Raw genomic sequence first — 20,224 nt, 5'->3', positions numbered from 1 at the left:
TATCCTTTTGTTTTTACGAATTTCCGGACGGAAAACCGCTTCGCACTTTTCCTGGAATTGCTCTAAAGAACCAGCCTAAATTTCGAGAAACCGTCTGCCCCTTCGCCGGCATCCTCGATCTTGACGCTCTTGAGCTCGGCGAGGAACTGTTTCGCCTTCGGGCCGCTTTCAAAGGTCGCGGTCGTGCCGGGGAGCGGCTTGAAGGTCCAGTTGGCGTCGGCAGACGGATTGATCGTGCCCTGATCATGGATATAGCGGACGATGACGTCGCGGTTGGTATCCGGCGCCTGGAAGATCACCTTGTCCGCGGTGATCTCAGGGAAATTGCCGCCGCCGCCGGCGCGGTAGTTGTTCGAGACGACGACGAACTTCTGAGCCGGATCGATCGGCTTGCCGTTGAAGGCGAGGTTCTGGATGCGGTTGGCGTCCGGATGGATCGGCTTGCCGGATGAATCATATTTCGGCGGCTGCGACAGGTCGATCTGGTAGGTGACGCCGTCGATCACGTCGAAATTGTAGGACGGAAAGTCATTGTTGAGCAGCGCTGCATCCTTCGAGCCGGCCTCGATGTGATTGAACATGCCGGCCGACATTTCGAGCCAGTTTTTCACCTCTGCGCCGGTGATGGCAACGGCCTGCACCGTGTTCGGGTAGAGATAGAGGTCGGCTACGTTCTTGATGGCGATATCGCCGGCCGGCACGTCGGTATAGTAGTCGGCGCCGCCGCGACCGCCGGCCTTGAAGGGGGCCGCCGCCGAAAGCACCGGCAGGTCCTTGAACTCGGTGTCGGCGAGCATCTGCTTGATGTACCAGGTCTGGGCTTGGCTGACGACCTGCACCGAGGGATCGTCGGCAACCAGCGCGAAGTAGGAGTAGAGCGGTGCGGAGGTCTTGCCGACCGGGGTGCGGACATAGGCAAGCGTCGCCTCGTGCTCGGCCTTGGCGGCCTCGACCACTTCCTTCTTGTCGGCGTAGTCGGCAACCACTTTCTTCTTGTCGTCGCGATGGAAGATCGGCCGTGCTTCCGCGGTGAAATCGACGATCTTCCAGCTGTTGCCGTCCTTTTCGAGCAGCAGGTCGATAAGGCCGAGATGTGAGCCCCAGAAGCCGGCCATCACGGCGGGCTTGCCGTGCAGCGTGCCCTTGACTGGGTCGGCATTGGCCACACCGTCCCAGCTCTTCGGGCCGGGGAAGACGAGGTGCTGGTGGCCGGTGAAGATCGCGTCGATCCCATCGACGGCGGCGAGATGCAGCGAGGCGTTTTCCATCTTTTCGGACGGTGCGCTGCCGTCGATGCCGGAATGCGAGAGCGCAATGACGATATCGGCGCCGGCTTCCTTCATGGCGGGAACCCAGGCCTTGGCGGCCTCGACGATGTCGCGCGTCTGCGCCTTGCCTTCGAGGTTCTTGATGTCCCAGAGCATGATCTGCGGCGGCACGAAGCCGACGAAGCCGATCTTGACGGGGCTTTCGTTGCCGGCGCCGTCCTTGATCTGCTTTTCGACGATGATGTAGGGCTTGAAGAAGAGATCGTCCTGCTTCGGGTCCGAGGCGAGCTGGCCCTTGGTCAGGTTGGCGCAGACGAAGGGGAAGTTTGCGCCTGCCAGTACCTTGAACATGAAGTCGAGGCCGTAGTTGAACTCGTGATTGCCGAGCGTGCCGACCGTATAGCCGAGCGTGTTCATCGCCTTGATCACCGGATGGACGTCGCCGTCCTTCATGCCGTGCTGATAGGCCATGTAATCGCCCATCGGATTGCCCTGCAGCACGTCGCCATTGTCGATCAGCAGCGAGTTGACAGCTTCCACGCGGATGTTGTCGATAATCGTCCCGGTGCGCGACAGGCCCATCGTGTCGTTCGGCTTGTCGGCATAATAGTCATAGGGGAAGACGTTGACGTGAATGTCGGTCGTTTCCATCAGCCTGAGATGGGCCTGGTTGGCGCTGGCGCGCGCGCTGAAAGGGTGCAACAGCACCAAGGCGGAAGTGGCGGCGAGGCCGCCGAGCAGGGAACGGCGGCTCATCGCGCCAACATCGAAAATGGAAGACATGGAAATTCTCCTAGTAGGGATCATGCATCGTCCGGCCCGTCAGAATTAGGACGATTTGCCGAGGAGTACACCGTGAAAATGACAGAACGGCAAAACAATCCAGCGGGAAAGCGGCATGGTCGTGAAATGCAATTTATGGTACAGTGGTAACAGCTAGAACCATTGGGGAGATGGCATTATGAACAAGGTCGTTATCGCTTTGGTCGGAGGTTTCGGAGGCATCGCACCCAGTCTGGTCGATAAGGCGCAGGCGCTTTACAGCGGCGATGTGGAGAAATGGCTGACGACGACGGCAAACCCTTGGATTTCGGTTGCCTGCGCGCTTGCCGCCATCGTCGTCTTCTTCATTATCGGCGGCGCTATCGCCCTGATCTATCGCGAACAGCAGTTGCAGAAGGCGCTTCTTCTTGGCATCGGCGCACCGGCTCTGATCATGGCCGCTGCACAGGGGAGTGCAGCCAACCCGAGGCCGATCGAGGTCAGCTCGGCCGCCAGCCTGTTCGGCATCGTCGGCGTCGCCCATGCTCAGGATGGCACTCGCTCGCTGCCGCCGCGGGTCGAGTTGAAGGTCAATCCCGGCTGGACGCAGGGCGAATGCCAGACCTGCGATATCAAGTTCCTCGGTGGAGACGGCCAGATCATATCAAGCGAGCCGCTCCCCAGCAGCCAGGCGCCTGGCGCAGTCAACGTGCCGCTCGGCACGGAAACGATCCTGCTGTCTGGCGCCAACGCCAATACCGCCACTGTCGACGTCAGGGACCTCGGTGCCAGGCTGCCGCAGACGCAAGGGGCGGTCACCCTCGACGTCAACGTCAACCGCAGCTACTGGAACGATCTCAGCCGCTCCTTCGGGGCAAAGGCGGTGCAGCCCTACGATTTCAGTGTCGATGTCGCCAAGTGAGGCGTCCGGTCGCCTTTGGCACCTGATATAGTCAACGGGCGGGTCGCCAGCACGGGCCGTACTTCCTTATGGAAAAAGCGGAAATAGGAGGAGATCTGCGCCCGTGCATTCGAATTCACGTCGAACTGGATGCCGACGCGGCCATTATGCTTCCAGCGGATGATGCCTTCGAGCAGCCCGAGGTTTTCGGCCTCGATGCGCACCTTGCTGCCTGAGGCGGCATGGAGCGGCCCCTTCATCTCCAGGGCGGCACCGGTCGGCGATAAGTCGAGGATGCGGGCATCCACCTGGCTGTTCAGATATTTGACATGGCCGAAAACGCGGCAGTGTTTCCGATCGGTCTTCCGGGCCGTGATTTTCAAGTTGCGGGTCATACTGTCTCCCTTGGTATAGCGAGGGAGCATAGCGCCGGAAAATTGAAATGGTTTTAGGGGCTTGGCTAAAATTGCAGTGAAACATCAATTGGCAGCAGTGACCCTGCTTCCGACCATATGCTCGCGCCAGACGGTGAAAATGCCGGCAGCAACCACGATGATCGAACCGATGATCGTGTTGAGACTGAGCGTTTCGTCATAGACCGCCATGCCGATGACCGAGGCGTAGACAAGTGACAGATAGGTCAGCGGCTGGACGGCGGCGGCATCGAGAACATCATAGGCGCGGATCAGGAAATAATGGCTGGAAATGCTAGTGACGCAGACGAGCGCCATCCAGCCCCAGTCACCCGACGACATCCAGCTCCAGTAGAACGGTCCGATGAGCGTCATCGTGACGCCGCCGACAACGCCGGTATAGAAGAAGCTGGTCATCGACGAATCGTCGCGGCTGACCAGACGGGTGGCGATAACGTAGAAGGCGAAGTTGAAGCAGGAAATGACGGCGAGAAGCAGCTTCACGTCGAAAAATTCGCCTTCCGGCTTGAGGATCAGCAGCACCCCGAAAAGTCCGGCGCCGATCGCTGCCCATCGCCGCCACCCGACCCGCTCGCCGAGGATCGGCATAGCCAGCAGCGCGATCAGGATCGGCGTCGCGGAAAAGATCGCCTGTGAACGGGCAAGGCCGATCATCGCAAAGCAGGTGATGGCCAGAACCACCTGGACGGCAAGCAGCACGCCGCGGGTCACCTGCAGGAGAGGTCGTTTGGTGCGGGCCGTCGCCTTGATGCCGCCGCGCATCTTCGCAGCGAGGATGATTGTGAAAAGCGCAAAGGCCCAGTAGCGGATCATCGTCACGAAGATTGGCGGATAGGCCGTCGCCAGATGTTTCGAGATGGCATCCTGCAGGGAGAAGATGGTGATCGCCAGCAGCGCGAAAATATAGCCTTGGGTCTTCGATGTCATGATTTGCCATTACTGCATAATTTCACCCTTAATCGATTCCGATTTAAGGATGAAATTATGCAGAAGTCCAAAGTGTTACAGCGTCCTCTGCGCGTCTGAAAAGACGCGCAGCGCTGTAGTGGGGAAACGCTTGCGCGCATCGAAAGTCTGGGCAGGCTTTCGGCAAAGATGCAAGGCCTCAAAGGCCGACATTCGGCTTGTCGATGATTTCTCTGAGCGCGAAGCTCGAATTGATCTTGACCACGTGGGGCAGAGCCGACAGCCAGTCGCGGTGAATGCGCTCATAGTCCTCGAGGTCGCGGGCTGCGACCCTGAGGATATAGTCGTATTCGCCCGACATCAGGTAACAGACGAGCACGTTCGGGCAGAGCTTCACCGCTGCCTCGAATTCCGCCAGGGTCTTGGCGAACTGGCCGGAGAGCGAGATATGCACGATGGCGATCATCTTGTAGTCGAGCGCCTTGTGTGAAAGCCGCGCATGGTAGCCGCCGATGACGCCGCTTCTTTCCAAGATGTCGAGCCGGCGCGAACAGGCCGAAGGCGACAATCCGATCCTTTCGGCAAGCTCGGCATTGGTGATGCGGGCATTGGCCTGCAATGCCCGGAGAATCGCAAGATCGATGGTATCGAGATTGGCCATTCGAAGAACCTTCGAAGAAAGGTAGAAGAAGCGCAATAATCACCGAAAAATCGCGTCTTCGCAAATCGTCTTTGCAAGGACATTTCACTGTCTTGATGGTTGGATTCCTCATCTGAAAAAATCCGCGGCCGCGGAGATAAAATGAGAGGAACGCGCATGCGTGTCGGTTGCCCGAAGGAAATCAAAAATCATGAATATCGCGTCGGCCTGACGCCGGCTTCGGTGCGCGAATATGTTGCCCACGGCCACGAGGTCTGGGTGGAGACCAAGGCGGGCGTCGGTATCGGCGCTGATGATGCCGCCTATGCCGCGGCCGGCGCCAAGATCGCCGCCTCCGCCAAGGATATCTTCGAAAAGTGCGACATGATCGTCAAGGTGAAGGAGCCGCAGCCCGCCGAATGGGCGCAGCTCCGCGACGGTCAGCTTCTCTACACCTATCTGCATCTGGCGCCGGATCCCGAACAAACCAAAGGCCTTATCGCCTCCGGCGTCACCGCGATCGCCTATGAGACGGTGACCGACGAGCGCGGCGGCCTGCCGTTGCTGGCGCCGATGTCGGAGGTCGCCGGACGCCTGTCGATCCAGGCAGGAGCGACCGCGCTGCAGAAGGCCAATGGTGGTCTTGGTGTCCTGCTTGGCGGCGTACCCGGCGTGTTGCCGGCCAAAGTCGCGGTCATCGGTGGCGGCGTCGTCGGCCTGCATGCGGCCAGGATGGCTGCCGGCCTTGGCGCCGATGTCAGCATCCTCGACAAGTCGCTGCCGCGCCTGCGCCAACTCGACGATATCTTCGCAGGCCGTATCCACACGCGTTATTCCAGCATCCAGGCGCTGGAGGAGGAAGTCTTCTCGGCCGATCTCATTATCGGCGCCGTGCTGATCCCGGGTGCTGCCGCTCCGAAGCTCGTTACCCGCGAGATGCTGTCCGGCATGAAGAAGGGCTCCGTCATCGTCGACGTCGCCATCGACCAGGGCGGCTGCTTCGAGACCTCGCATGCGACGACCCATTCCGATCCGACTTACGAAGTCGACGGCGTCGTGCATTATTGCGTCGCCAACATGCCGGGTGCCGTGCCGGTCACCTCGGCGCACGCGCTGAACAATGCCACATTGGTTCATGGCCTGGCGCTTGCCGATCGCGGCCTGCGCGCCATCGCCGAAGACAAACATCTGAGGAACGGCCTCAACGTGCACAAGGGCCGCATCACCAGCAAGCCGGTCGCCGACGCGCTGGGCTACGAGGCCTTCGCGCCGGAAAGCGTGCTGAACGTAGCGTAAGCTAGCTGACTATAGGTCAGGCACCGGCCTCCACCAGGGCCGGCGCCTTTACCTTGTCGATCCGGCATTGGAAGCAGTTGTTGCGCGCGGATCGCACATGCACATAGGCCATATCAGGCCGGGCCAGCAGATCCTCTCCATAGGCTGGAATATCGCCGATAGCAGTCACCGCGCCGGTGCCGTAGACGATGCGGTCGTTCTCGCTGTAGCCGCGGACGATGAAGTCACGGCTCGTCGTCAGTACCGGCGGCATGATCTCTTCTGCGGCATAGCGTGCACAAGCCTGCTTGTGCAGGAAGACCGGGCCGGTTTCGGCATAGGGCTGCAACTCGGGGAAGGGCCGGTAGGCGAAGACCAGCAACGCCTCGCCGACATCGATATTTTCAAGACAATGGCGGCAGGGATGACCGGGACCATCGGAAACGATAGTCTCGGGCCGCCTGTCATAGGCGTCGCGGCCGCCGTTCCAGAGGTGTTCGGCGTCGGCCGTCGGCATCGCGACAAAACGAATGGCGGTCATGGCAGATCTCCTTTGTGATTGCCATGACATGCACCTCGACCAACGCGCAAGCCACCCGATTCTTGCGCGCCGCAGGCATTGGGCGATCGAGCGAAACGCGGAATATGCCTCCTTCGCAACCGCACGCTTCCACCCTCCGCGTAACCTCAGACACTGCGGGAGTGCGCCAAAAGCGGGTCACCACGGGTCGCCCCCAAGCGGGTCGACGCCTGTCATGGACCAGCTTTCTTCTCGTTGCTCGTCGGCTCGATCGCGTCTCTCGTCGCCGCGCCGGGTATGTTTGGCGTCTTCATACCGTGGTACACGATCGGGTGGCACAGGGTCGGGCCGCTGCTCGGTTTTGAGAGGGTACGTTGGGTGGCGGCCTCACGAATTTCGGTTTGGAGGACAGATGATGGCTGAAGAAGCAGCATTGAACTTCGCGGACTTCTATGATGCCGAGCTTGCTCTCCATAACGCCCATTTTCGGGTCGCTGCCGCGGTCGGGCGGTCTGATCGTGTGCTCGATATCGGTTGCGGCGCCGGACAAACCACACGTGACGCCGCTCGCGCTGCGGAAGCAGGACGGGCGCACGGGATAGACCTGTCCGCCACGATGCTGGAGATTGCCCGCCGACGCAGCGCCGAGGAGGGATTACCCAATGCGACGTTCGAACTGGCGGATGCACAGAACCATGTCTTCGGAGATGCGGAATTCGACCTTTGCATCAGTCGATTTGGCGTCATGTTCTTCGCCGATCCGGCGGTGGCTTTCGCCAACATCGCCAACGCCGTACGCCCGGGTGGGCGTTTCATTTTCATGGTCTGGCAGGGCAGAGACCACAATGAGTGGGCGACCGCCATACATGAGGCGCTTGACCCGGAGTCAACCGGTCCGGTTGCGGCCAGCAAAGCTTTTTCGCTAAGCGAACCCTCGGTAACGTCTGGACTGCTCGAGACGGCAGGGTTCACTGCCATCGAGTTTCATGAAATCAACGAACCCGTGTTCTACGGTCCGGATCCCGAGACTGCATTGGCGACGATTCAGACATTTGAAAATGTGAAGAACGCCCTCGATCGTCCCGCCGCGACAGCGGAAATACGGGCGCGGCTGCTCGACATGCTGGAGGCGCACCAGACACCTCACGGAATTCAATTCGATTCGCGCGCATGGCTGATCACCGGTCGCCGGTACGGCGACAGTCCCCCGTGCTTTATTGGTGATTTCCGCTCAGCGTGAATGTCGGCTTTGGGCCAAGCCGACATGGCTGGCATTTGCTATCGGATTCCGCAAAACTGCATGACGAAAAGGAAAAAGCCCATGCCCGATGTCGATCTCGCGCTGCTGGCGCAACAGAATGCGGAAATACTGGAAGAGCTCAGGGCTCTGCGCCGGGAAGTGGCGGAACTGAAGGAACAGTCGGGCCGCACCCTCGATTTCGAGCGTCGCAACGACCCGCGCCGCCCGAATAGCCTGACGCAGCGTTAACTCTGCCTACGTCAGGAAGGCATCCGTCAGCTTTTCCGCGCAATCTCCAGAAGCTCCTTGTCGCTGAGCGGCCGGACGATGCCGGTGCCGGTCGAGACGGGGGAGAAGCCGTACATCTGGTAGAGCTGCAGCGCACGCGGATGGTCGAGGTTGTTGGTGGTGGTGGTGACTCGCTTCGGATTGAGCGACCAGATGGCATAGAGAGCCTGCAGCAGGAACCATTTGCCGATGCCGAGACCGAGCGCATGTTCGATCAGGCCGAAATGGCTGAGCTCGATCATATCCTCGTCTTCGCAGAAATATTCGTAGAACCCGGCGGGCGCGCCGTTCACGTAGAGAACGCTGATATTGTTGCGCTTGTCGTTCAGCGTCTCGGCAAGCTGCTCGTCGCTCATGCGCAACCGGTCCACCCATTGCCAGCGCGCGCCCACCTGCCGGTAGAGATAGCGGTAGAAGGGCAATGGGATCTCGGGAGCGCGCATGATCGCCGTCTGGATATTGACGGGCACCGGCATGCTCGCCTTCGGCGGCGAAGTCATTTCGAGCCGGGTGATGTGAGCTTTCAGCGAAGCGGGTGCCTTTCCCATGGCGATCAAACTTTGACCGGCGTCGGCGGACCGGTGACGATGGGCGTATCGTCACGGCTGCCCCATTCGCTCCACGAGCCGTCATAAAGCTTGTTGTCGTGATGGCCGAGCGATTCCAGCGCCAGCGTAATGATCGCGGCGGTGATTCCCGAGCCGCAGGAGGTGACGACAGGCTTCGAAAGATCGATGCCGGCATCCTCGATCGTCTGCCTGAGTTCGGGCAGCGACTTGAATCGGCCCTGGCTGGCGAAGACGCCGGAGGGCAGGCTGCGGGCGCCAGGCATATGGCCGGAGCGCATGCCCGCACGCGGTTCGGGCTCGGCGGCGGCGAAGCGGCCGGCGCTGCGGGCATCGGCGATCTGCATCGCGCCGCTGGAGACGATGTCGCGCATCGTATCAAGCGTCACCACGCGGCTCTCGTCGAAATGCGGCGTGAAGGTCGCCGGCGCAGGATTGGGCGCTTCGGTTTCAAGCGGACGGCCCTCGGCCTTCCAGCCGTCGAGACCGCCATCGAGCACGAAGACATTTTTCGCGCCCATCACCCGAAACAGCCACCAGACGCGCGGCGAGGCGAACAGACCGATACCGTCATAGACGACGATCCGATCATTCTCGCTGATGCCTAGCCGGCCGGCCTCAGTGGCGAAATAATCGGGCGAGGGGATCGTGTGCGGCAGCGACGTCGAATGGTCGGCGATCTTGTCCTGATCGAAGCGGATGGCGCCGGGAATATGGCCGGTTGCATATTCGGCATCGGCATCGCGCTTCTGCGCCGGCAGATAGAAGGAGGCGTCCAGCACGCGCAGGTCAGCTTTGCCGAGCTCGGACTGCAGCCAGTCGGCCGAAACGACGAAACGGCTCTTGGTCTCACTCATGATGGTCTCCCTTGATGGTCAGGCTTCGTCGCCGGGCGTGCCGAAGCGGATGCGGAAGCGCCGGTTCTCTTTGCCCTTCTTCTCGATCTTGGCGATATGGATCCGGCCGACTTCCTGAGTCTCGGAAACATGTGTGCCACCGCAGGGTTGGCTGTCAATCGAGGAGTTCTCGCCGATGCAGACGAGGCTGACGCGCCCGAGCCCCATCGGCGGGCGGACGTTCTTCGATTTGACGATATCGGGATTGGCCACAAGCTCCTCGTCGGTGATCCATTGCAGAGTGACCGGATGGTTCTGGCCGACCAGTTCCATCAGCTTGGCCGTCACCGCGTCCTTGTCGATCGTCTCGATCATGTCGAAGTCGACGCGGCTTTCCTCCTCGCCGACGGCAGCCCCGGTGATCGGATAGGAGCAGACGACGGAAAGCAGGTGGCAGGCCGTGTGCATGCGCATCAGCCTGTAGCGGCGTGGCCAGTCGACATGCAGCACCAGCGTCTCGCCGACCACGGGCCGCGGCGCACCTTCGAGCGGCACGTGGATGATCACATCCTTGCTCGGACCATGTTTAGTCTGGCCGAGCGCGATCTTGCTGCCGTCAGCGCGCTCGAATTCTCCGGTGTCGCCGGGCTGGCCGCCTGATGTCGCGTAGAAGCAGGTCTGGTCCAGTTCGATGCCCCCGTCTTCGTGAACGGCGGTGACGACCGCCTCGCACGTCGAGAGATAGAAGTCGTCACGATAAAGGGCATTGACGGGCATGGGGTCTCACACGGGCTCGTAGGGAACGTGGATATCGGGCGACTTGGCCATCCAGCCCGGAACGGGCAGTCCCTTCGACGTCAGGAAATCCGGGTTGAAGAGCTTCGACTGATAGCGGTTGCCGTAATCGCACAGGATCGTCACCACCGTGTGACCAGGTCCAAGATCCCGGGCGAGGTTGACCGCGCCGGCAATGTTGATCGCCGTCGATCCGCCGAGGCAGAGGCCCTCGTTCTCGACGAGGTCGAAGAGATAAGGAAGCGCTTCGGCATCGGGGATCCGATAGGCATAGTCGGGCGTGAAACCTTCGAGATTGGCGGTGATGCGGCCCTGGCCGATGCCCTCGGTGATCGAGGATCCCTCGGATTTCAGCGCGCCGTTCTGGTAGAATTCATAGAGTGCGGCGCCATCGGGATCGGCGATGCCGATCTTGACGTCTGCCTTGAAAGCCTTGAGGCCGGCAGCCACGCCTGCCAGCGTGCCGCCGGAGCCGACCGAGCAGATAAAGCCGTCGACCTTGCCGTCGGTGTCTTTCCAGATTTCTTTTGCCGTCGTTTCGACATGCGCCTGCCGGTTGGCGACGTTATCGAACTGGTTTGCCCAGATCGCCCCGTTCGGCTCGGTCTTCGCCAACTGCTCTGCCAGCCGCCCGGATACCTTCACGTAATTGTTCGGGTTCTTGTAGGGAACTGCGGGCACTTCGACGAGTTCGGCGCCGAGCAGCTTCAGCGCGTCCTTCTTTTCCTGGCTCTGCGTTTCCGGGATGACGATGACGGTGCGATAACCGAGCGCCTTGGCGACCAGCGTCAGCCCGATGCCGGTATTGCCGGCCGTTCCCTCGACGATGACGCCGCCCGGACGAAGCAATCCCTTCCGCTCTGCGTCGCGGATGATGTAGAGCGCGGCGCGATCCTTGACCGACTGGCCGGGGTTCAGGAACTCCGCCTTGCCGAGAATGGTGCAGCCGGTCGCCTCTGAGGCACCCTTGAGTTTGATCAGGGGCGTGTTGCCGATGGCTTCAAGGACGGAGGGGTGGAAGGTCATGGAATCTGCCTCTATTCGAACTCTTACTTTAGGAACGGTCTTTTCCCTTCACAAGGCTGAGTTGGCAAGAAAAGCTATTCCACACCTCTGTCGGCCGCGATAAAATTTGGCTTTCCTCCTCCGAAATGACGCATGGCCCGCAATCCCGCCGTGTGAGGGGTGATCCGAAGATTGACTTTCCCCGTACGGATGACGACAAAGCGAAAACGGAGCGCGGCAACAGGGCGTGACCGAAACCGACATGGTTCACGAGCAGATCGACACGATCGATGCATTGATGGCGCATTATGTTGCCGGCTCCTTGCCCGAGCCGGCGCGTGTGCTGGTGCAGTCTCATCTCGAAATGAAACCGGACAATCGCAGCCTGGTGAACAGCCTCGAGCTGCTGGCCGGCGAAGCTCTGGAAAACGCGCCTGAAGCCGCCATTGCCGATCGCGACGGGCGGCTTGCGGCGATCTTTTCCTCCGCGTCTCCCGTCTCGGCGCCGCAGACGGCCGCGCGGCCAGAAAATGCGCTGTTTCCGCAAGCGTTGCGCGCTCTCTTGGGCTTCGAGGCCGAGGATGTGCCCTGGCGCCGGCGATTGCCCGGTTTCAGGGAATATTCGCTCGACATGGACGGCTGCGAGGTCAGCCTGATGTGGATTCGGCCGGGCCGCGCCTTGCCGGCGCACACCCACAAAGGCATGGAACTGATCCTCATTCTCGACGGCGCCTTCAACGATGAACGCGGCCGTTTCGGCCCCGGCGACATCTCCATTGCCGACGAGACGGTCGACCACCGGCCGGTCGCCGAAAAGGACAGGCCTTGCATCGCCTTTGCCGTCTCGGACGGACCGGTCAAGCTCACCGGATCCTTCCGCCAGATGATCGGCGACCTGATCGGCTGAAAGCAGCCACAATAGTGTGATAGAGCCGTAAATCCGGAGGGGTTGAGGAACTTCCGGACCTGTTTTCGCATTGATCAGGCAGCCCGGAGGAACATGTCATGCGTGATTTCATTGCCCATCCCGAACATGGAATCGTCTGGATTTCGGGTGCGAGTTCAGGCATCGGCCGGGCGCTTGCACTGAGGCTCGCCGGCGAAGGATACAAGGTCGCCGTCACGGCCAGAAGCCACGAAAAGCTGGTCGAACTGCAAGCCGAAGCCAACGGCCTCTCGGGCAGTATCATTGTGCTCGACGGCGACGTCACCGATGCCGAGGACATGGAACATGTCATGGCCTCCATCGAATATGAGCACGGCACGCTCGCCATGGCGATCCTCAATGCCAGCGTCTACCTGCCTGTTCATGCCGAGGATCTGAACCGCACCGATTTCGAGAAGAGCTTTGCCGTCAATCTTTCCGGCGTCGTCAACTGTCTGCTGCCGGCGATCCGCCATATGAAGGCGAAAGGGCAGGGACAGATCGCCATCGTTTCCTCCGTCACCGGCTATGGCGGCCTGCCGACGGGGGCTGCCTATGGCGCCACCAAGGCGGCGCTGATCAATATGGCCGAAAGCCTGAAATTCGATCTCGACAAGATGGGCATCCGCATCCAGCTCGTCTGCCCGGGCTTCGTCGATACGCCGGCAACGAGGAAGAATGCCTTTCCAATGCCGGCTCTGGTATCGGTCGAGGAGGCCGCCCGGGAGATTGCCGCCGGGTTGAAATCGCAGGCCTTCGAGATCACGTTTCCGAAGCGCTTCACCACCATGCTGAAGCTTGCACGCCTGCTCCCCTATAGCGTTTATTTCACGCTGGTGAACCGCGTGACCGGCTGGCGGGAGCGGCCGCCATCGGCTGGTCGCCATCCGGTGACACCGCATGCGGCGGAATGATCAACGGCGAGAGAACACGACCTGGCGCACATCGATATTGCGGGCACGGAAGCCGGCCTCGCAATAGAACAGATAGAATTCCCAGAGCCGCTTGAAACGCTCGTCGAAGCCCATCGGGCGGATGCGTTCCCAGACCGACCAGAAGCGCTCGCGCCATTCGGCCAGCGTGCGGGCGTAATCGAGCCCGAAGCCGAAGTCCTTGACCAGCGACAGATCGACCTTGCCGGCAAGTTCGGCCAGATGATTGCGCGTCGGCAGCATACCGCCGGGAAAGACATATTTCTGGATGAAGTCGGGGTTGCTGCGATACTGGTCGAAGGACTCGTCCTTAATCGTGATGATCTGCAGCCCAGCCTTGCCGCCCGGCTTCAGACATTGCCTGAGCTTGGAGAAATAGGACGGCCAGTATTTCTCGCCGACCGCTTCGAACATCTCGATCGAGACGATCCGGTCGTAGAGCCCTGCCTCATCGCGGTAATCCTGAAAGCGGAATTCCACGCGGTCATCGAGGCCGGCTTTGCGAATGCGCTCCTCGGCAAAGGCGAGCTGCTCGCGGCTGATCGTCAGCCCCGTCACCTTGCAGTTCAGCTCACTCGCCGCAAATTCGGCAAACCCGCCCCAGCCGCAGCCGATCTCCAGCACGTGATCGCCAGGCCCGATGCCGGTTGCCTCGGCAAGCGCCCGGTATTTGGCATTCTGGGCCGATTGCAGATCGTTGGCGCCGGTCGAATAGAGTGCAGAAGAATAGGTCATGCTCGGATCGAGCCATTCCCTGTAGAAATCGTTGCCGAGATCGTAATGAGCGGAAATGTTGCGCTTCGAGCCCGTCTTGGTGTTGGTGTTCATCCAATGGCGGACGCGCTCGAACAGGCGGCCAAGACCGCCCTTGCCATGCGCATAGCTGTATACGGCCTCGCCGTTGACGAGGAAGAGTTCGAGGAAGGCGGCGATGTCCGGGCTGTCCCAATCGCCGTCCATATAGGTTTCGGCGACCCCGATCGTGCCGCTCGTCAGCGCCCGATAGGCAAGGTTCCAGTTGTGGAGGCTGAGCGCCGCCTTTGGTCCGGCCTTCTTGCCCTCGACCAGCAGCCTGCGGCCGTCGGGAAGGGTAACGGCAAGCGAACCGTGCTGCATATGCAGAAGTCCGCGCAGAGCCAGCTTCGCCTTGAAGGGCAGACCCTTCACCATGCGGGACATGTTTTCGGCCGTCAGCGTCACCGCATCACGAGCCAGCAGATTCCAGTCCTGCGCCTTGCTCATTTCTCCTCCTCCAGCATTTTCTTGCCGGTTAGGGACGAAGCACCCTTGATGATACGCGCGGCCCCCCGACCATTGCATCGAACGCTAATGTCATTCCGCCGCTTCCGCAAGCGGGCGGGTTTGGCGGACGCTGACTTCAGGTGGGGGCGCAGGACGCCTGACATACCGCGCGCCCTTCAGCCACAATTTGAGTGCTTCCCAATGGATCCCGGTCATGATCTTGAAAGTGAGGATGGGTATGCGCGCCGTCAAGCCCAGCAGCGAAGCGTTTGTCAAAGGCACCTGCCGTCCGGAAAATGTCGCCGAGAGCAGCGGTCCTTCACTATCTGTTTCAAGGATGCGCCAGCGGATCTCTTTACCGGGCGGCAGCATGCGGAAATGATAGCGCGCCGTCATGCCGATAAAGGGCGAGACGTGGAAGAGCTTGTCGCAGCTTTGGCGAAGCCCGCCTTCCGACATCTCGCCACGGCCGACGGGGCAGACATAGCTGTGCCGCTCGCCGAAAGTATTGCGCACCTCGTAGATCATCGCGACGAGCACGCCGCCGGCATCATAGGCGTAATAGACGCAGAGCGGATTGAAGACATAGCCGAGAATGCGGGGATAACAGACGAGCAGGATCCTGTCCGCGCGGTCGAGCCTCGCCTCGGCGAGCAGCCCGTCGACATAGGTGCGCAGCGACGTATTTCTGGTATCGGCGTGGTCCTTTTCCTGGAACGAGACGAGATTGCGCCCGTTGACGGAAAATAACGTCGATAGCCGGCCAGCCTCGTCCAGCCTGTCGAGATCGACAAGCAACGAGAAGACACGGTAGCGGAAGCGATGGCCGAACGGTTTCATGCGTTGATGCATGATCTCGCCGACATAGAGCGCTGCGGCGGCATCCGGTGGGGCGCCGTTGGCTGCCGCGTCCATGCCACGTTTTTCGCCGCCCCCTGTCATGTCGCCGCATCCGGTTGGGGGTGTCGGGAGGTTCGGACAGTCCGCCAGGGTATGATCCCGCCAAGGGCCTCAGCCGCCGCCAGACCGGAAACGAGACCATCCTCGTGGAATCCGTAGCCCGTCCAGGCACCCGCGAAATAGCAATTATTCTGTCCTTGAATGGTCGCGAGCGCTTGTTGCGCGCCCATGGCTTCCGCCGAAAATTGCGGATGCTCATAGGTGAATTCGGCAAACACCTTACGAGGGTCCGGCTCACGGTCAGGATTAAGGGTCACAAATAGCGGGAATTTCTCGTCGATACCCTGCAGCCGGTTCATCCAGTAAGTCGCGGCGACGTCCGCGTTTCCGTCTTCACGGCTGGAGCGCAGATAGTTCCATGAGGCCCAAACCTTGCGCCGCTGCGGCATCAGCGATTGGTCGCGGTGCAGGACGATGCGGTTCGGCTGGTAGGGAATGGCAGCAAATAGCCTGCTTTCCAGATCGGTGGCATCGACGAGCAGGCGGGCTGTCTGATCGCTGTGGCAGGCGAAGATTACCTTGTCGAACGGGTGTTCGTCGCCCGTTTCGTCGATGATCGTGACGCCGCGCTCGGAGCGGATGACCCCGCGAACGCCGCAGGAGAGTTTCACGCGTTCGCCGAGCGGCCGAAGCAGCCGGTCGAGATAGGTGCGGCTGCCGCCGGTCACAGTGCGCCACTGGTGCTGGCGGCGATAGATCAGCCGGTGATTGTCGAAGAAATTGACGAACTGCTCGGCGGGAAACTGCAGCATGCGTGCTGATGGTGTCGACCAGATCGCCGCCGCCATCGGCACGAGATAGTTGTTGGTGAAACCGGGCGAGAAGCCGCGCCAGTCGAGATAATCGCCGATCGAGCGCGAGGCGAGATGACCGGCGGTGCGGTCTTCGAGGCAGGTGCGGTTGAAGCGGAGAATCTCGCGGATCATCCACAAGAACGAGGGCCGCAGCAGGTTGCGCTTTTGCGCGAAGATCGAGGACAGTCCGCCGCCGCTCCATTCCAGTCTGCCGCGGTCGAGCGAGAGCGAAAAGCTCATATCGCTTGCATGCGTCGCGATGCCGAGCTCGGCAAACAGCGCCGTCAGATTGGGATAATTCTGTTCGTTATAGACGATGAAGCCGGTATCGACGGCAATTTGAACCCCGTCATAATCCACGTCGACTGTCGCCGTATGGCCTCCGGCCCGCGCCTTGTTTTCATATAGCGTAACGTCATGCACCTGACACAGCGCCCAGGCTGCGGAGGCGCCCGAGATGCCGGAGCCGATGACGGCGATCCTCAGCCGGCGTGGAGCGGGACGGAAGTGTGCGTTCATGCGGCATCCCTTGTTGCGTTGTAGGCGGCGAGCGCCCGGTTTCGGGCGTTCGCGTGATCGACGATCGGTTTTGGATAGGTTTGGCCAAGCGTGATGCCGGCCTCGTCGAGCATGCCCTTCGGCGCCTCGAACGGCCGGTGGATGTATTTTGCCCCGAGCTCTCGAAGCTCCGGCACGTAAGTCCTGACATAGTCGCCGTCGGGATCGAATTTTTCGCCCTGCAGCACCGGATTGAAGATGCGGAAAAATGGCGAGGCATCGGCTCCCGAGCCCGCCACCCATTGCCAGCTTGCGGCATTGTTGGCGGGATCGGCATCAACGAGCGTATCCCGGAACCAGGCTTCGCCCCGGCGCCAATCGATCATCAAATCCTTGATGAGGAAGGAGGCGACGATCATGCGCACGCGATTGTGCATCCAGCCATGGCGCCAGAGCTGGCGCATGCCGGCATCGACGATCGGATAGCCGGTCATGCCGCGGCACCACGCCTCGAAATCTCCGCTGTCGTTGCGCCATTCGAAGCCGTCGAAACGATCGTTCCAGTTGGCAGAAGCAAGGCGCGGGAAATGGAAAAGCAGGTGATAGGAAAATTCGCGCCAGGCGATCTCCTTGCGAAAATGCACGATGTCGGCTGCCGGCACGCGTTGCGACAGGCCGCGTGTGGCATCCCACATGCGGGCAGGGGATATCTCGCCCAGCGCCAGATGCGGCGACAGCATCGACGTCGCCGGCCTCGCTGGATAGTCTCGGTTTTCCTTGTAGCCGTCGAGCGCGTCTTCGACGAAGGCACGTAACTTTTCGTGCGCGCCATCTTCGCCGGGTGTCCAGAGATCGGTGAAATCGCCTGCCCAGTCCGGCTTCGTCGGAAGCAGCTTCCAGCTCTCCAGCATTTCCGATTTCGGAAGTTGCGATGTCAGCCGCAGTTTCGCCGGCGCCTCCAGCGGTGGCTCCGGTTCGCCGTCGCCCTCCAGTGCGCGCCAGAATGGCGTGTAGACGCGATAGGGCGTGCCGTTGCCGGTCATCAGCCGGGAAGGTTCGTGCAGCAATTGGCCGCCGAAGCTTCTCGCCTCGATCGCCTGCTTTTCCAGTTCGTGCTTGATACGGATGTCGATCGACGTTCCTGATGGATCGTAGCGGCGGTTCCAGAAGACGGCTTCGGCACCGCTCTCCCTGATAAAGGCGCAGAGCACTTCGAGCGCCTCGCCGCATGCAAGCACCAGCCGTCCATGCCGCTTGCGCAGCGACCTGTCCAGCGCTTCCAGCGAATGATGCAGCCACCAGGCCTGTGCAGCCCCCAGCGGACCGGTGCCTGCTGCCTCAGGCTCGCTGATATAGAGCGGGATAATCGGCCGCCCGGAGCGATGGGCGGCGGTAAGTGCCTGATTGTCGTCAAGGCGCAAGTCCTTGCGAAACCAGAGGATAACAGGTTTTGCCGCGTCCGTTGCCAATAAAACCGTTCCCCGCCTGTGTTGTTTGCAATCTGCTACGGATGTACGGAACGCCCGGATCAAAAGTTTCATCCGGCGGATAAAAAGCTTTCACGGCGGTCGGCGGCATGAAAAAGGCCGGTGTGAACCGGCCTTTTTCTGAGAGCGGGAGTCTGTCGCTTAAAGCATGTCGCGCAAAAGTGTGCCGCGGTTTTGCGACAACGACATGCGTAAAAACAAAGAGCTAAAGCGCGACAAGCGAATGTGAAAGATCGCGACGCGCTTTAGTTGTCGTATTCGCGGCAGGCTTCGCTGATCGATGCGCCGCTCTGGCCGCCACGCGTATCGACGCCGGACATCTGTTGCGGCATGCCGGGGCACTCCATCGTCGGTCGGCCGATGCTCTGTGTCGTCATCGGATCGACCGGCGAGACGGGTACCGGACGAATGCCGTTGTCATCGTTGGTGTAGTCGGATGAATAGGTACCCGAACTCGGATCAGTCGAACCGCCATTCGTCGGCCCGATTGGATCGGGGTTCGACTGGGCAAAGGCTGACGACGCCATGCCGATCGCAAGCAGCGAAGCGGCGATAAGGGACTTAGACATGGGATATCCTCCTTTGATTTTCATCTTGGATGACCCAGGGGTAACTGCCTGATGGAATCATTGTTCCGAAATTTGCCGACAACCTGCATTCAAGCCTCGCGGCATACCCGGCATGGTTATGCGTAAACCTTAACGGGCGATGCCGCTGGATCGGCGCCAGCACATGTCCTACTTGCATGCGGAGATACTAAAAAAACGTGGCATGAGGCCGCTATGTTCATCTCCTTTCGCGAAGCCGCAGATCTCGGTCTCCAGATCGTACTTGCACTCACCTTGACGATGAGTGGCATGGCGATCGCCTCCTACGCCGTCAGGAATGACAAGGCTAAAATTTCTGCAATCGACGTCAGCCGTCCCTCACTTTGGACCGCCGCTCCCGTGCGTGTCGACTTCACGACGCAGACCTACCTGCGTGCCAACGCTCCAGCCGGACCCGAACTCGCCGGCGGCGCCGATGATCTGTGCAACGACCCGATCGGTCTCCGGCTTTCCTGCGACTTGATTGCAACATCGAGCGCTGCCGCTTTCTAGGCGAAAGCAGTTTGGGGCGGTCACCCGTTGAGTCGAAAGCTTGCAAAACACAACGATTTGCCGTTTCATCAATCGATAGCGACCATCCGACATCCCTCCTTAAAAGGATCCGCCTTTGTCCCTGCCGATGCCCCGCGGCTTCGAGAAGCCTTATGCCGCCTTCCTGTTCGATATGGACGGCACCATCCTCAATTCGATCCATGCGGCCGAGCGTGTTTGGAGTGACTGGGCAAGGCGCCATGGGCTCGATGTCGCCACCTTTTTGCCGAAGATGCATGGATCGCGCGGCATTGACACGATCACCCGGCTGAACCTGCCGGGAGTCGATCCCGAACATGAATCGAAGCTGGTGACCGAAGCCGAAATCGCCGATGTCGGCGACGTCGTTGCCATTCCTGGCGCCGCGACCTTTCTGAGTTCATTGCCCCCGGATCGCTGGGCGATCGTCACCTCCTCGCCGTTGCGCCTTGCTCACCGGCGGCTGGAGGCGGCAGGCTTGCCGGTGCCGAAATTCATGGTGACGGCGGAGGACGTGAAGGTCGGGAAACCCGACCCGCAATGTTATATTCTGGGAGCTGAGCGCCTCGGCGTCAGTACGCAGGATTGCCTGGTGTTCGAGGATGTCGCAGCCGGCATTACCGCCGGCGAGGCGGCGGGTGCCGATGTCATGGTCATCACGGCAACACATCACCAAACGATGGAGACGCCGCACCCGACGCTTTCATCCTATGACGAGATCTCGGTCCGCATCTCCCCCGATCACAGGATGCTGATCGTCCCGAACGCGGCCTGACAGTGCTCCGGCTGCGTCCTGCTTGCCTTTGCGCGGTTCACTCCGCGGCTGCGGCAA

General features: G+C 60.8%; 22 protein-coding genes. 8 read left to right on the top strand and 14 right to left on the bottom strand.

Annotated elements, in window-relative coordinates:
• Positions 1–62 precede the first annotated feature (62 nt).
• Positions 63–2,051: a bifunctional 2',3'-cyclic-nucleotide 2'-phosphodiesterase/3'-nucleotidase gene (locus FFM53_RS03395; RefSeq protein ID WP_138329931.1), complete on the bottom strand. Its 1,989-nt coding sequence runs from the start codon at positions 2,049–2,051 to the stop codon at positions 63–65.
• Between the two features lie 178 nt (positions 2,052–2,229).
• Here FFM53_RS03395 and FFM53_RS03390 point away from each other — a divergent pair, with 178 nt between their 5' ends.
• Positions 2,230–2,952: a hypothetical protein gene (locus FFM53_RS03390; RefSeq protein ID WP_138329929.1), complete on the top strand. Its 723-nt coding sequence runs from the start codon at positions 2,230–2,232 to the stop codon at positions 2,950–2,952.
• Here FFM53_RS03390 and FFM53_RS03385 read toward each other — a convergent pair.
• The 3 genes from FFM53_RS03385 to FFM53_RS03375 form a co-directional block, all read right to left on the bottom strand.
• The gene (locus tag FFM53_RS03385) at positions 2,922–3,326 is read right to left on the bottom strand and encodes a PilZ domain-containing protein (protein WP_138329927.1); all 405 of its coding nucleotides are present in this window, start codon (positions 3,324–3,326) and stop codon (positions 2,922–2,924) included. The two genes, FFM53_RS03390 and FFM53_RS03385, sit on opposite strands and share 31 nt — an antisense overlap.
• Positions 3,327–3,410: 84 nt before the next feature.
• Entirely contained in the window at positions 3,411–4,292 is an 882-nt protein-coding gene (locus tag FFM53_RS03380) for a DMT family transporter (RefSeq protein WP_138329925.1), read from the bottom strand.
• 178 nt (positions 4,293–4,470) lie between these two features.
• A complete protein-coding gene (locus FFM53_RS03375) occupies positions 4,471–4,932 on the bottom strand; it encodes an Lrp/AsnC family transcriptional regulator (RefSeq protein ID WP_138329923.1) in 462 nt (153 codons plus the stop codon).
• Positions 4,933–5,088: 156 nt separating this feature from the next.
• On the opposite strand from FFM53_RS03375, the gene ald reads away from it, so the two are divergent.
• A complete protein-coding gene (gene ald, locus FFM53_RS03370; protein ID WP_020049625.1) occupies positions 5,089–6,207 on the top strand; it encodes an alanine dehydrogenase in 1,119 nt (372 codons plus the stop codon).
• 16 nt (positions 6,208–6,223) lie between these two features.
• On the opposite strand, the gene FFM53_RS03365 is transcribed toward ald, so the two are convergent.
• Positions 6,224–6,727, bottom strand: a complete 504-nt coding sequence (locus tag FFM53_RS03365) for a DUF1203 domain-containing protein (protein WP_138329921.1) — start codon at positions 6,725–6,727, stop codon at positions 6,224–6,226.
• Positions 6,728–7,118: 391 nt separating this feature from the next.
• Between FFM53_RS03365 and FFM53_RS03360 the strand changes: the two genes are divergently transcribed.
• Entirely contained in the window at positions 7,119–7,946 is an 828-nt protein-coding gene (locus tag FFM53_RS03360; protein ID WP_138390867.1) for a class I SAM-dependent methyltransferase, read from the top strand.
• 81 nt (positions 7,947–8,027) lie between these two features.
• A complete protein-coding gene (locus FFM53_RS03355) occupies positions 8,028–8,195 on the top strand; it encodes a hypothetical protein (protein WP_165402793.1) in 168 nt (55 codons plus the stop codon).
• A 26-nt stretch (positions 8,196–8,221) separates the two neighbouring features.
• Here the strand turns inward: FFM53_RS03355 and FFM53_RS03350 are convergent, their stop codons facing one another.
• From FFM53_RS03350 to FFM53_RS03335, 4 genes are read right to left on the bottom strand one after another with little or no spacing between them, the layout of a single operon-like run.
• The gene (locus tag FFM53_RS03350) at positions 8,222–8,782 is read right to left on the bottom strand and encodes a GNAT family N-acetyltransferase (RefSeq protein ID WP_138390866.1); all 561 of its coding nucleotides are present in this window, start codon (positions 8,780–8,782) and stop codon (positions 8,222–8,224) included.
• 5 nt (positions 8,783–8,787) lie between these two features.
• The gene (sseA, locus tag FFM53_RS03345; RefSeq protein ID WP_138390865.1) at positions 8,788–9,657 is read right to left on the bottom strand and encodes a 3-mercaptopyruvate sulfurtransferase; all 870 of its coding nucleotides are present in this window, start codon (positions 9,655–9,657) and stop codon (positions 8,788–8,790) included.
• A gap of 18 nt (positions 9,658–9,675) precedes the next feature.
• Entirely contained in the window at positions 9,676–10,413 is a 738-nt protein-coding gene (locus FFM53_RS03340) for an alanyl-tRNA editing protein (protein WP_138390864.1), read from the bottom strand.
• A gap of 6 nt (positions 10,414–10,419) precedes the next feature.
• Complete coding sequence (locus FFM53_RS03335) at positions 10,420–11,457, bottom strand: cysteine synthase A (RefSeq protein WP_138329915.1); 1,038 nt, start codon at positions 11,455–11,457, stop codon at positions 10,420–10,422.
• Between the two features lie 226 nt (positions 11,458–11,683).
• On the opposite strand from FFM53_RS03335, the gene FFM53_RS03330 reads away from it, so the two are divergent.
• The gene (locus FFM53_RS03330) at positions 11,684–12,343 is read left to right on the top strand and encodes a ChrR family anti-sigma-E factor (protein WP_171598934.1); all 660 of its coding nucleotides are present in this window, start codon (positions 11,684–11,686) and stop codon (positions 12,341–12,343) included.
• A gap of 98 nt (positions 12,344–12,441) precedes the next feature.
• Positions 12,442–13,275, top strand: a complete 834-nt coding sequence (locus tag FFM53_RS03325; RefSeq protein ID WP_138390863.1) for an SDR family NAD(P)-dependent oxidoreductase — start codon at positions 12,442–12,444, stop codon at positions 13,273–13,275.
• On the opposite strand, the gene FFM53_RS03320 is transcribed toward FFM53_RS03325, so the two are convergent.
• The 5 genes from FFM53_RS03320 to FFM53_RS03300 all read right to left on the bottom strand — a co-directional run bounded on the left by FFM53_RS03320 (position 13,276) and on the right by FFM53_RS03300 (position 18,843).
• Positions 13,276–14,535, bottom strand: coding sequence for an SAM-dependent methyltransferase (locus FFM53_RS03320; protein ID WP_017993721.1), 1,260 nt, complete (start codon positions 14,533–14,535; stop codon positions 13,276–13,278).
• A gap of 90 nt (positions 14,536–14,625) precedes the next feature.
• Entirely contained in the window at positions 14,626–15,477 is an 852-nt protein-coding gene (locus FFM53_RS03315; protein WP_138390862.1) for a DUF1365 domain-containing protein, read from the bottom strand.
• Positions 15,474–16,808 carry an NAD(P)/FAD-dependent oxidoreductase gene (locus FFM53_RS03310; RefSeq protein ID WP_138390861.1) on the bottom strand — a complete coding sequence of 445 codons (1,335 nt, stop codon included), beginning with the start codon at positions 16,806–16,808 and terminating at the stop codon, positions 15,474–15,476. The genes FFM53_RS03315 and FFM53_RS03310 overlap by 4 nt, the downstream gene beginning before the upstream one ends.
• The gene (locus FFM53_RS03305; protein ID WP_138390860.1) at positions 16,805–18,256 is read right to left on the bottom strand and encodes a cryptochrome/photolyase family protein; all 1,452 of its coding nucleotides are present in this window, start codon (positions 18,254–18,256) and stop codon (positions 16,805–16,807) included. The genes FFM53_RS03310 and FFM53_RS03305 overlap by 4 nt, the downstream gene beginning before the upstream one ends.
• A gap of 263 nt (positions 18,257–18,519) precedes the next feature.
• A complete protein-coding gene (locus FFM53_RS03300) occupies positions 18,520–18,843 on the bottom strand; it encodes a hypothetical protein (RefSeq protein WP_138390859.1) in 324 nt (107 codons plus the stop codon).
• A 213-nt stretch (positions 18,844–19,056) separates the two neighbouring features.
• On the opposite strand from FFM53_RS03300, the gene FFM53_RS03295 reads away from it, so the two are divergent.
• Positions 19,057–19,374, top strand: coding sequence for a hypothetical protein (locus FFM53_RS03295; RefSeq protein ID WP_138390858.1), 318 nt, complete (start codon positions 19,057–19,059; stop codon positions 19,372–19,374).
• A 115-nt stretch (positions 19,375–19,489) separates the two neighbouring features.
• Positions 19,490–20,167 carry an HAD family hydrolase gene (locus tag FFM53_RS03290; RefSeq protein ID WP_138390857.1) on the top strand — a complete coding sequence of 226 codons (678 nt, stop codon included), beginning with the start codon at positions 19,490–19,492 and terminating at the stop codon, positions 20,165–20,167.
• Positions 20,168–20,224: the final 57 nt, after the last annotated feature.

This window comes from Rhizobium indicum (assembly GCF_005862305.2).
GTDB classification, from domain to species: Bacteria; Pseudomonadota; Alphaproteobacteria; order Rhizobiales; family Rhizobiaceae; genus Rhizobium; species Rhizobium indicum.
The sequence above is the reverse complement of the archived record's forward strand: the minus strand, read 5'-3'. Positions and strand labels throughout refer to the sequence as shown.

Coding starts and splice junctions, on each gene's coding strand:
- FFM53_RS03395 (WP_138329931.1), bottom strand. CDS start 2,051: ATGTCTTCCATTTTCGATGTTGGCGCGATGAGCCGCCGTTCCCTGCTC.
- FFM53_RS03390 (WP_138329929.1), top strand. CDS start 2,230: ATGAACAAGGTCGTTATCGCTTTGGTCGGAGGTTTCGGAGGCATCGCA.
- FFM53_RS03385 (WP_138329927.1), bottom strand. CDS start 3,326: ATGACCCGCAACTTGAAAATCACGGCCCGGAAGACCGATCGGAAACAC.
- FFM53_RS03380 (WP_138329925.1), bottom strand. CDS start 4,292: ATGACATCGAAGACCCAAGGCTATATTTTCGCGCTGCTGGCGATCACC.
- FFM53_RS03375 (WP_138329923.1), bottom strand. CDS start 4,932: ATGGCCAATCTCGATACCATCGATCTTGCGATTCTCCGGGCATTGCAG.
- ald (WP_020049625.1), top strand. CDS start 5,089: ATGCGTGTCGGTTGCCCGAAGGAAATCAAAAATCATGAATATCGCGTC.
- FFM53_RS03365 (WP_138329921.1), bottom strand. CDS start 6,727: ATGACCGCCATTCGTTTTGTCGCGATGCCGACGGCCGACGCCGAACAC.
- FFM53_RS03360 (WP_138390867.1), top strand. CDS start 7,119: ATGATGGCTGAAGAAGCAGCATTGAACTTCGCGGACTTCTATGATGCC.
- FFM53_RS03355 (WP_165402793.1), top strand. CDS start 8,028: ATGCCCGATGTCGATCTCGCGCTGCTGGCGCAACAGAATGCGGAAATA.
- FFM53_RS03350 (WP_138390866.1), bottom strand. CDS start 8,782: ATGGGAAAGGCACCCGCTTCGCTGAAAGCTCACATCACCCGGCTCGAA.
- sseA (WP_138390865.1), bottom strand. CDS start 9,657: ATGAGTGAGACCAAGAGCCGTTTCGTCGTTTCGGCCGACTGGCTGCAG.
- FFM53_RS03340 (WP_138390864.1), bottom strand. CDS start 10,413: ATGCCCGTCAATGCCCTTTATCGTGACGACTTCTATCTCTCGACGTGC.
- FFM53_RS03335 (WP_138329915.1), bottom strand. CDS start 11,457: ATGACCTTCCACCCCTCCGTCCTTGAAGCCATCGGCAACACGCCCCTG.
- FFM53_RS03325 (WP_138390863.1), top strand. CDS start 12,442: ATGCGTGATTTCATTGCCCATCCCGAACATGGAATCGTCTGGATTTCG.
- FFM53_RS03320 (WP_017993721.1), bottom strand. CDS start 14,535: ATGAGCAAGGCGCAGGACTGGAATCTGCTGGCTCGTGATGCGGTGACG.
- FFM53_RS03315 (WP_138390862.1), bottom strand. CDS start 15,477: ATGACAGGGGGCGGCGAAAAACGTGGCATGGACGCGGCAGCCAACGGC.
- FFM53_RS03310 (WP_138390861.1), bottom strand. CDS start 16,808: ATGAACGCACACTTCCGTCCCGCTCCACGCCGGCTGAGGATCGCCGTC.
- FFM53_RS03300 (WP_138390859.1), bottom strand. CDS start 18,843: ATGTCTAAGTCCCTTATCGCCGCTTCGCTGCTTGCGATCGGCATGGCG.
- FFM53_RS03295 (WP_138390858.1), top strand. CDS start 19,057: ATGTTCATCTCCTTTCGCGAAGCCGCAGATCTCGGTCTCCAGATCGTA.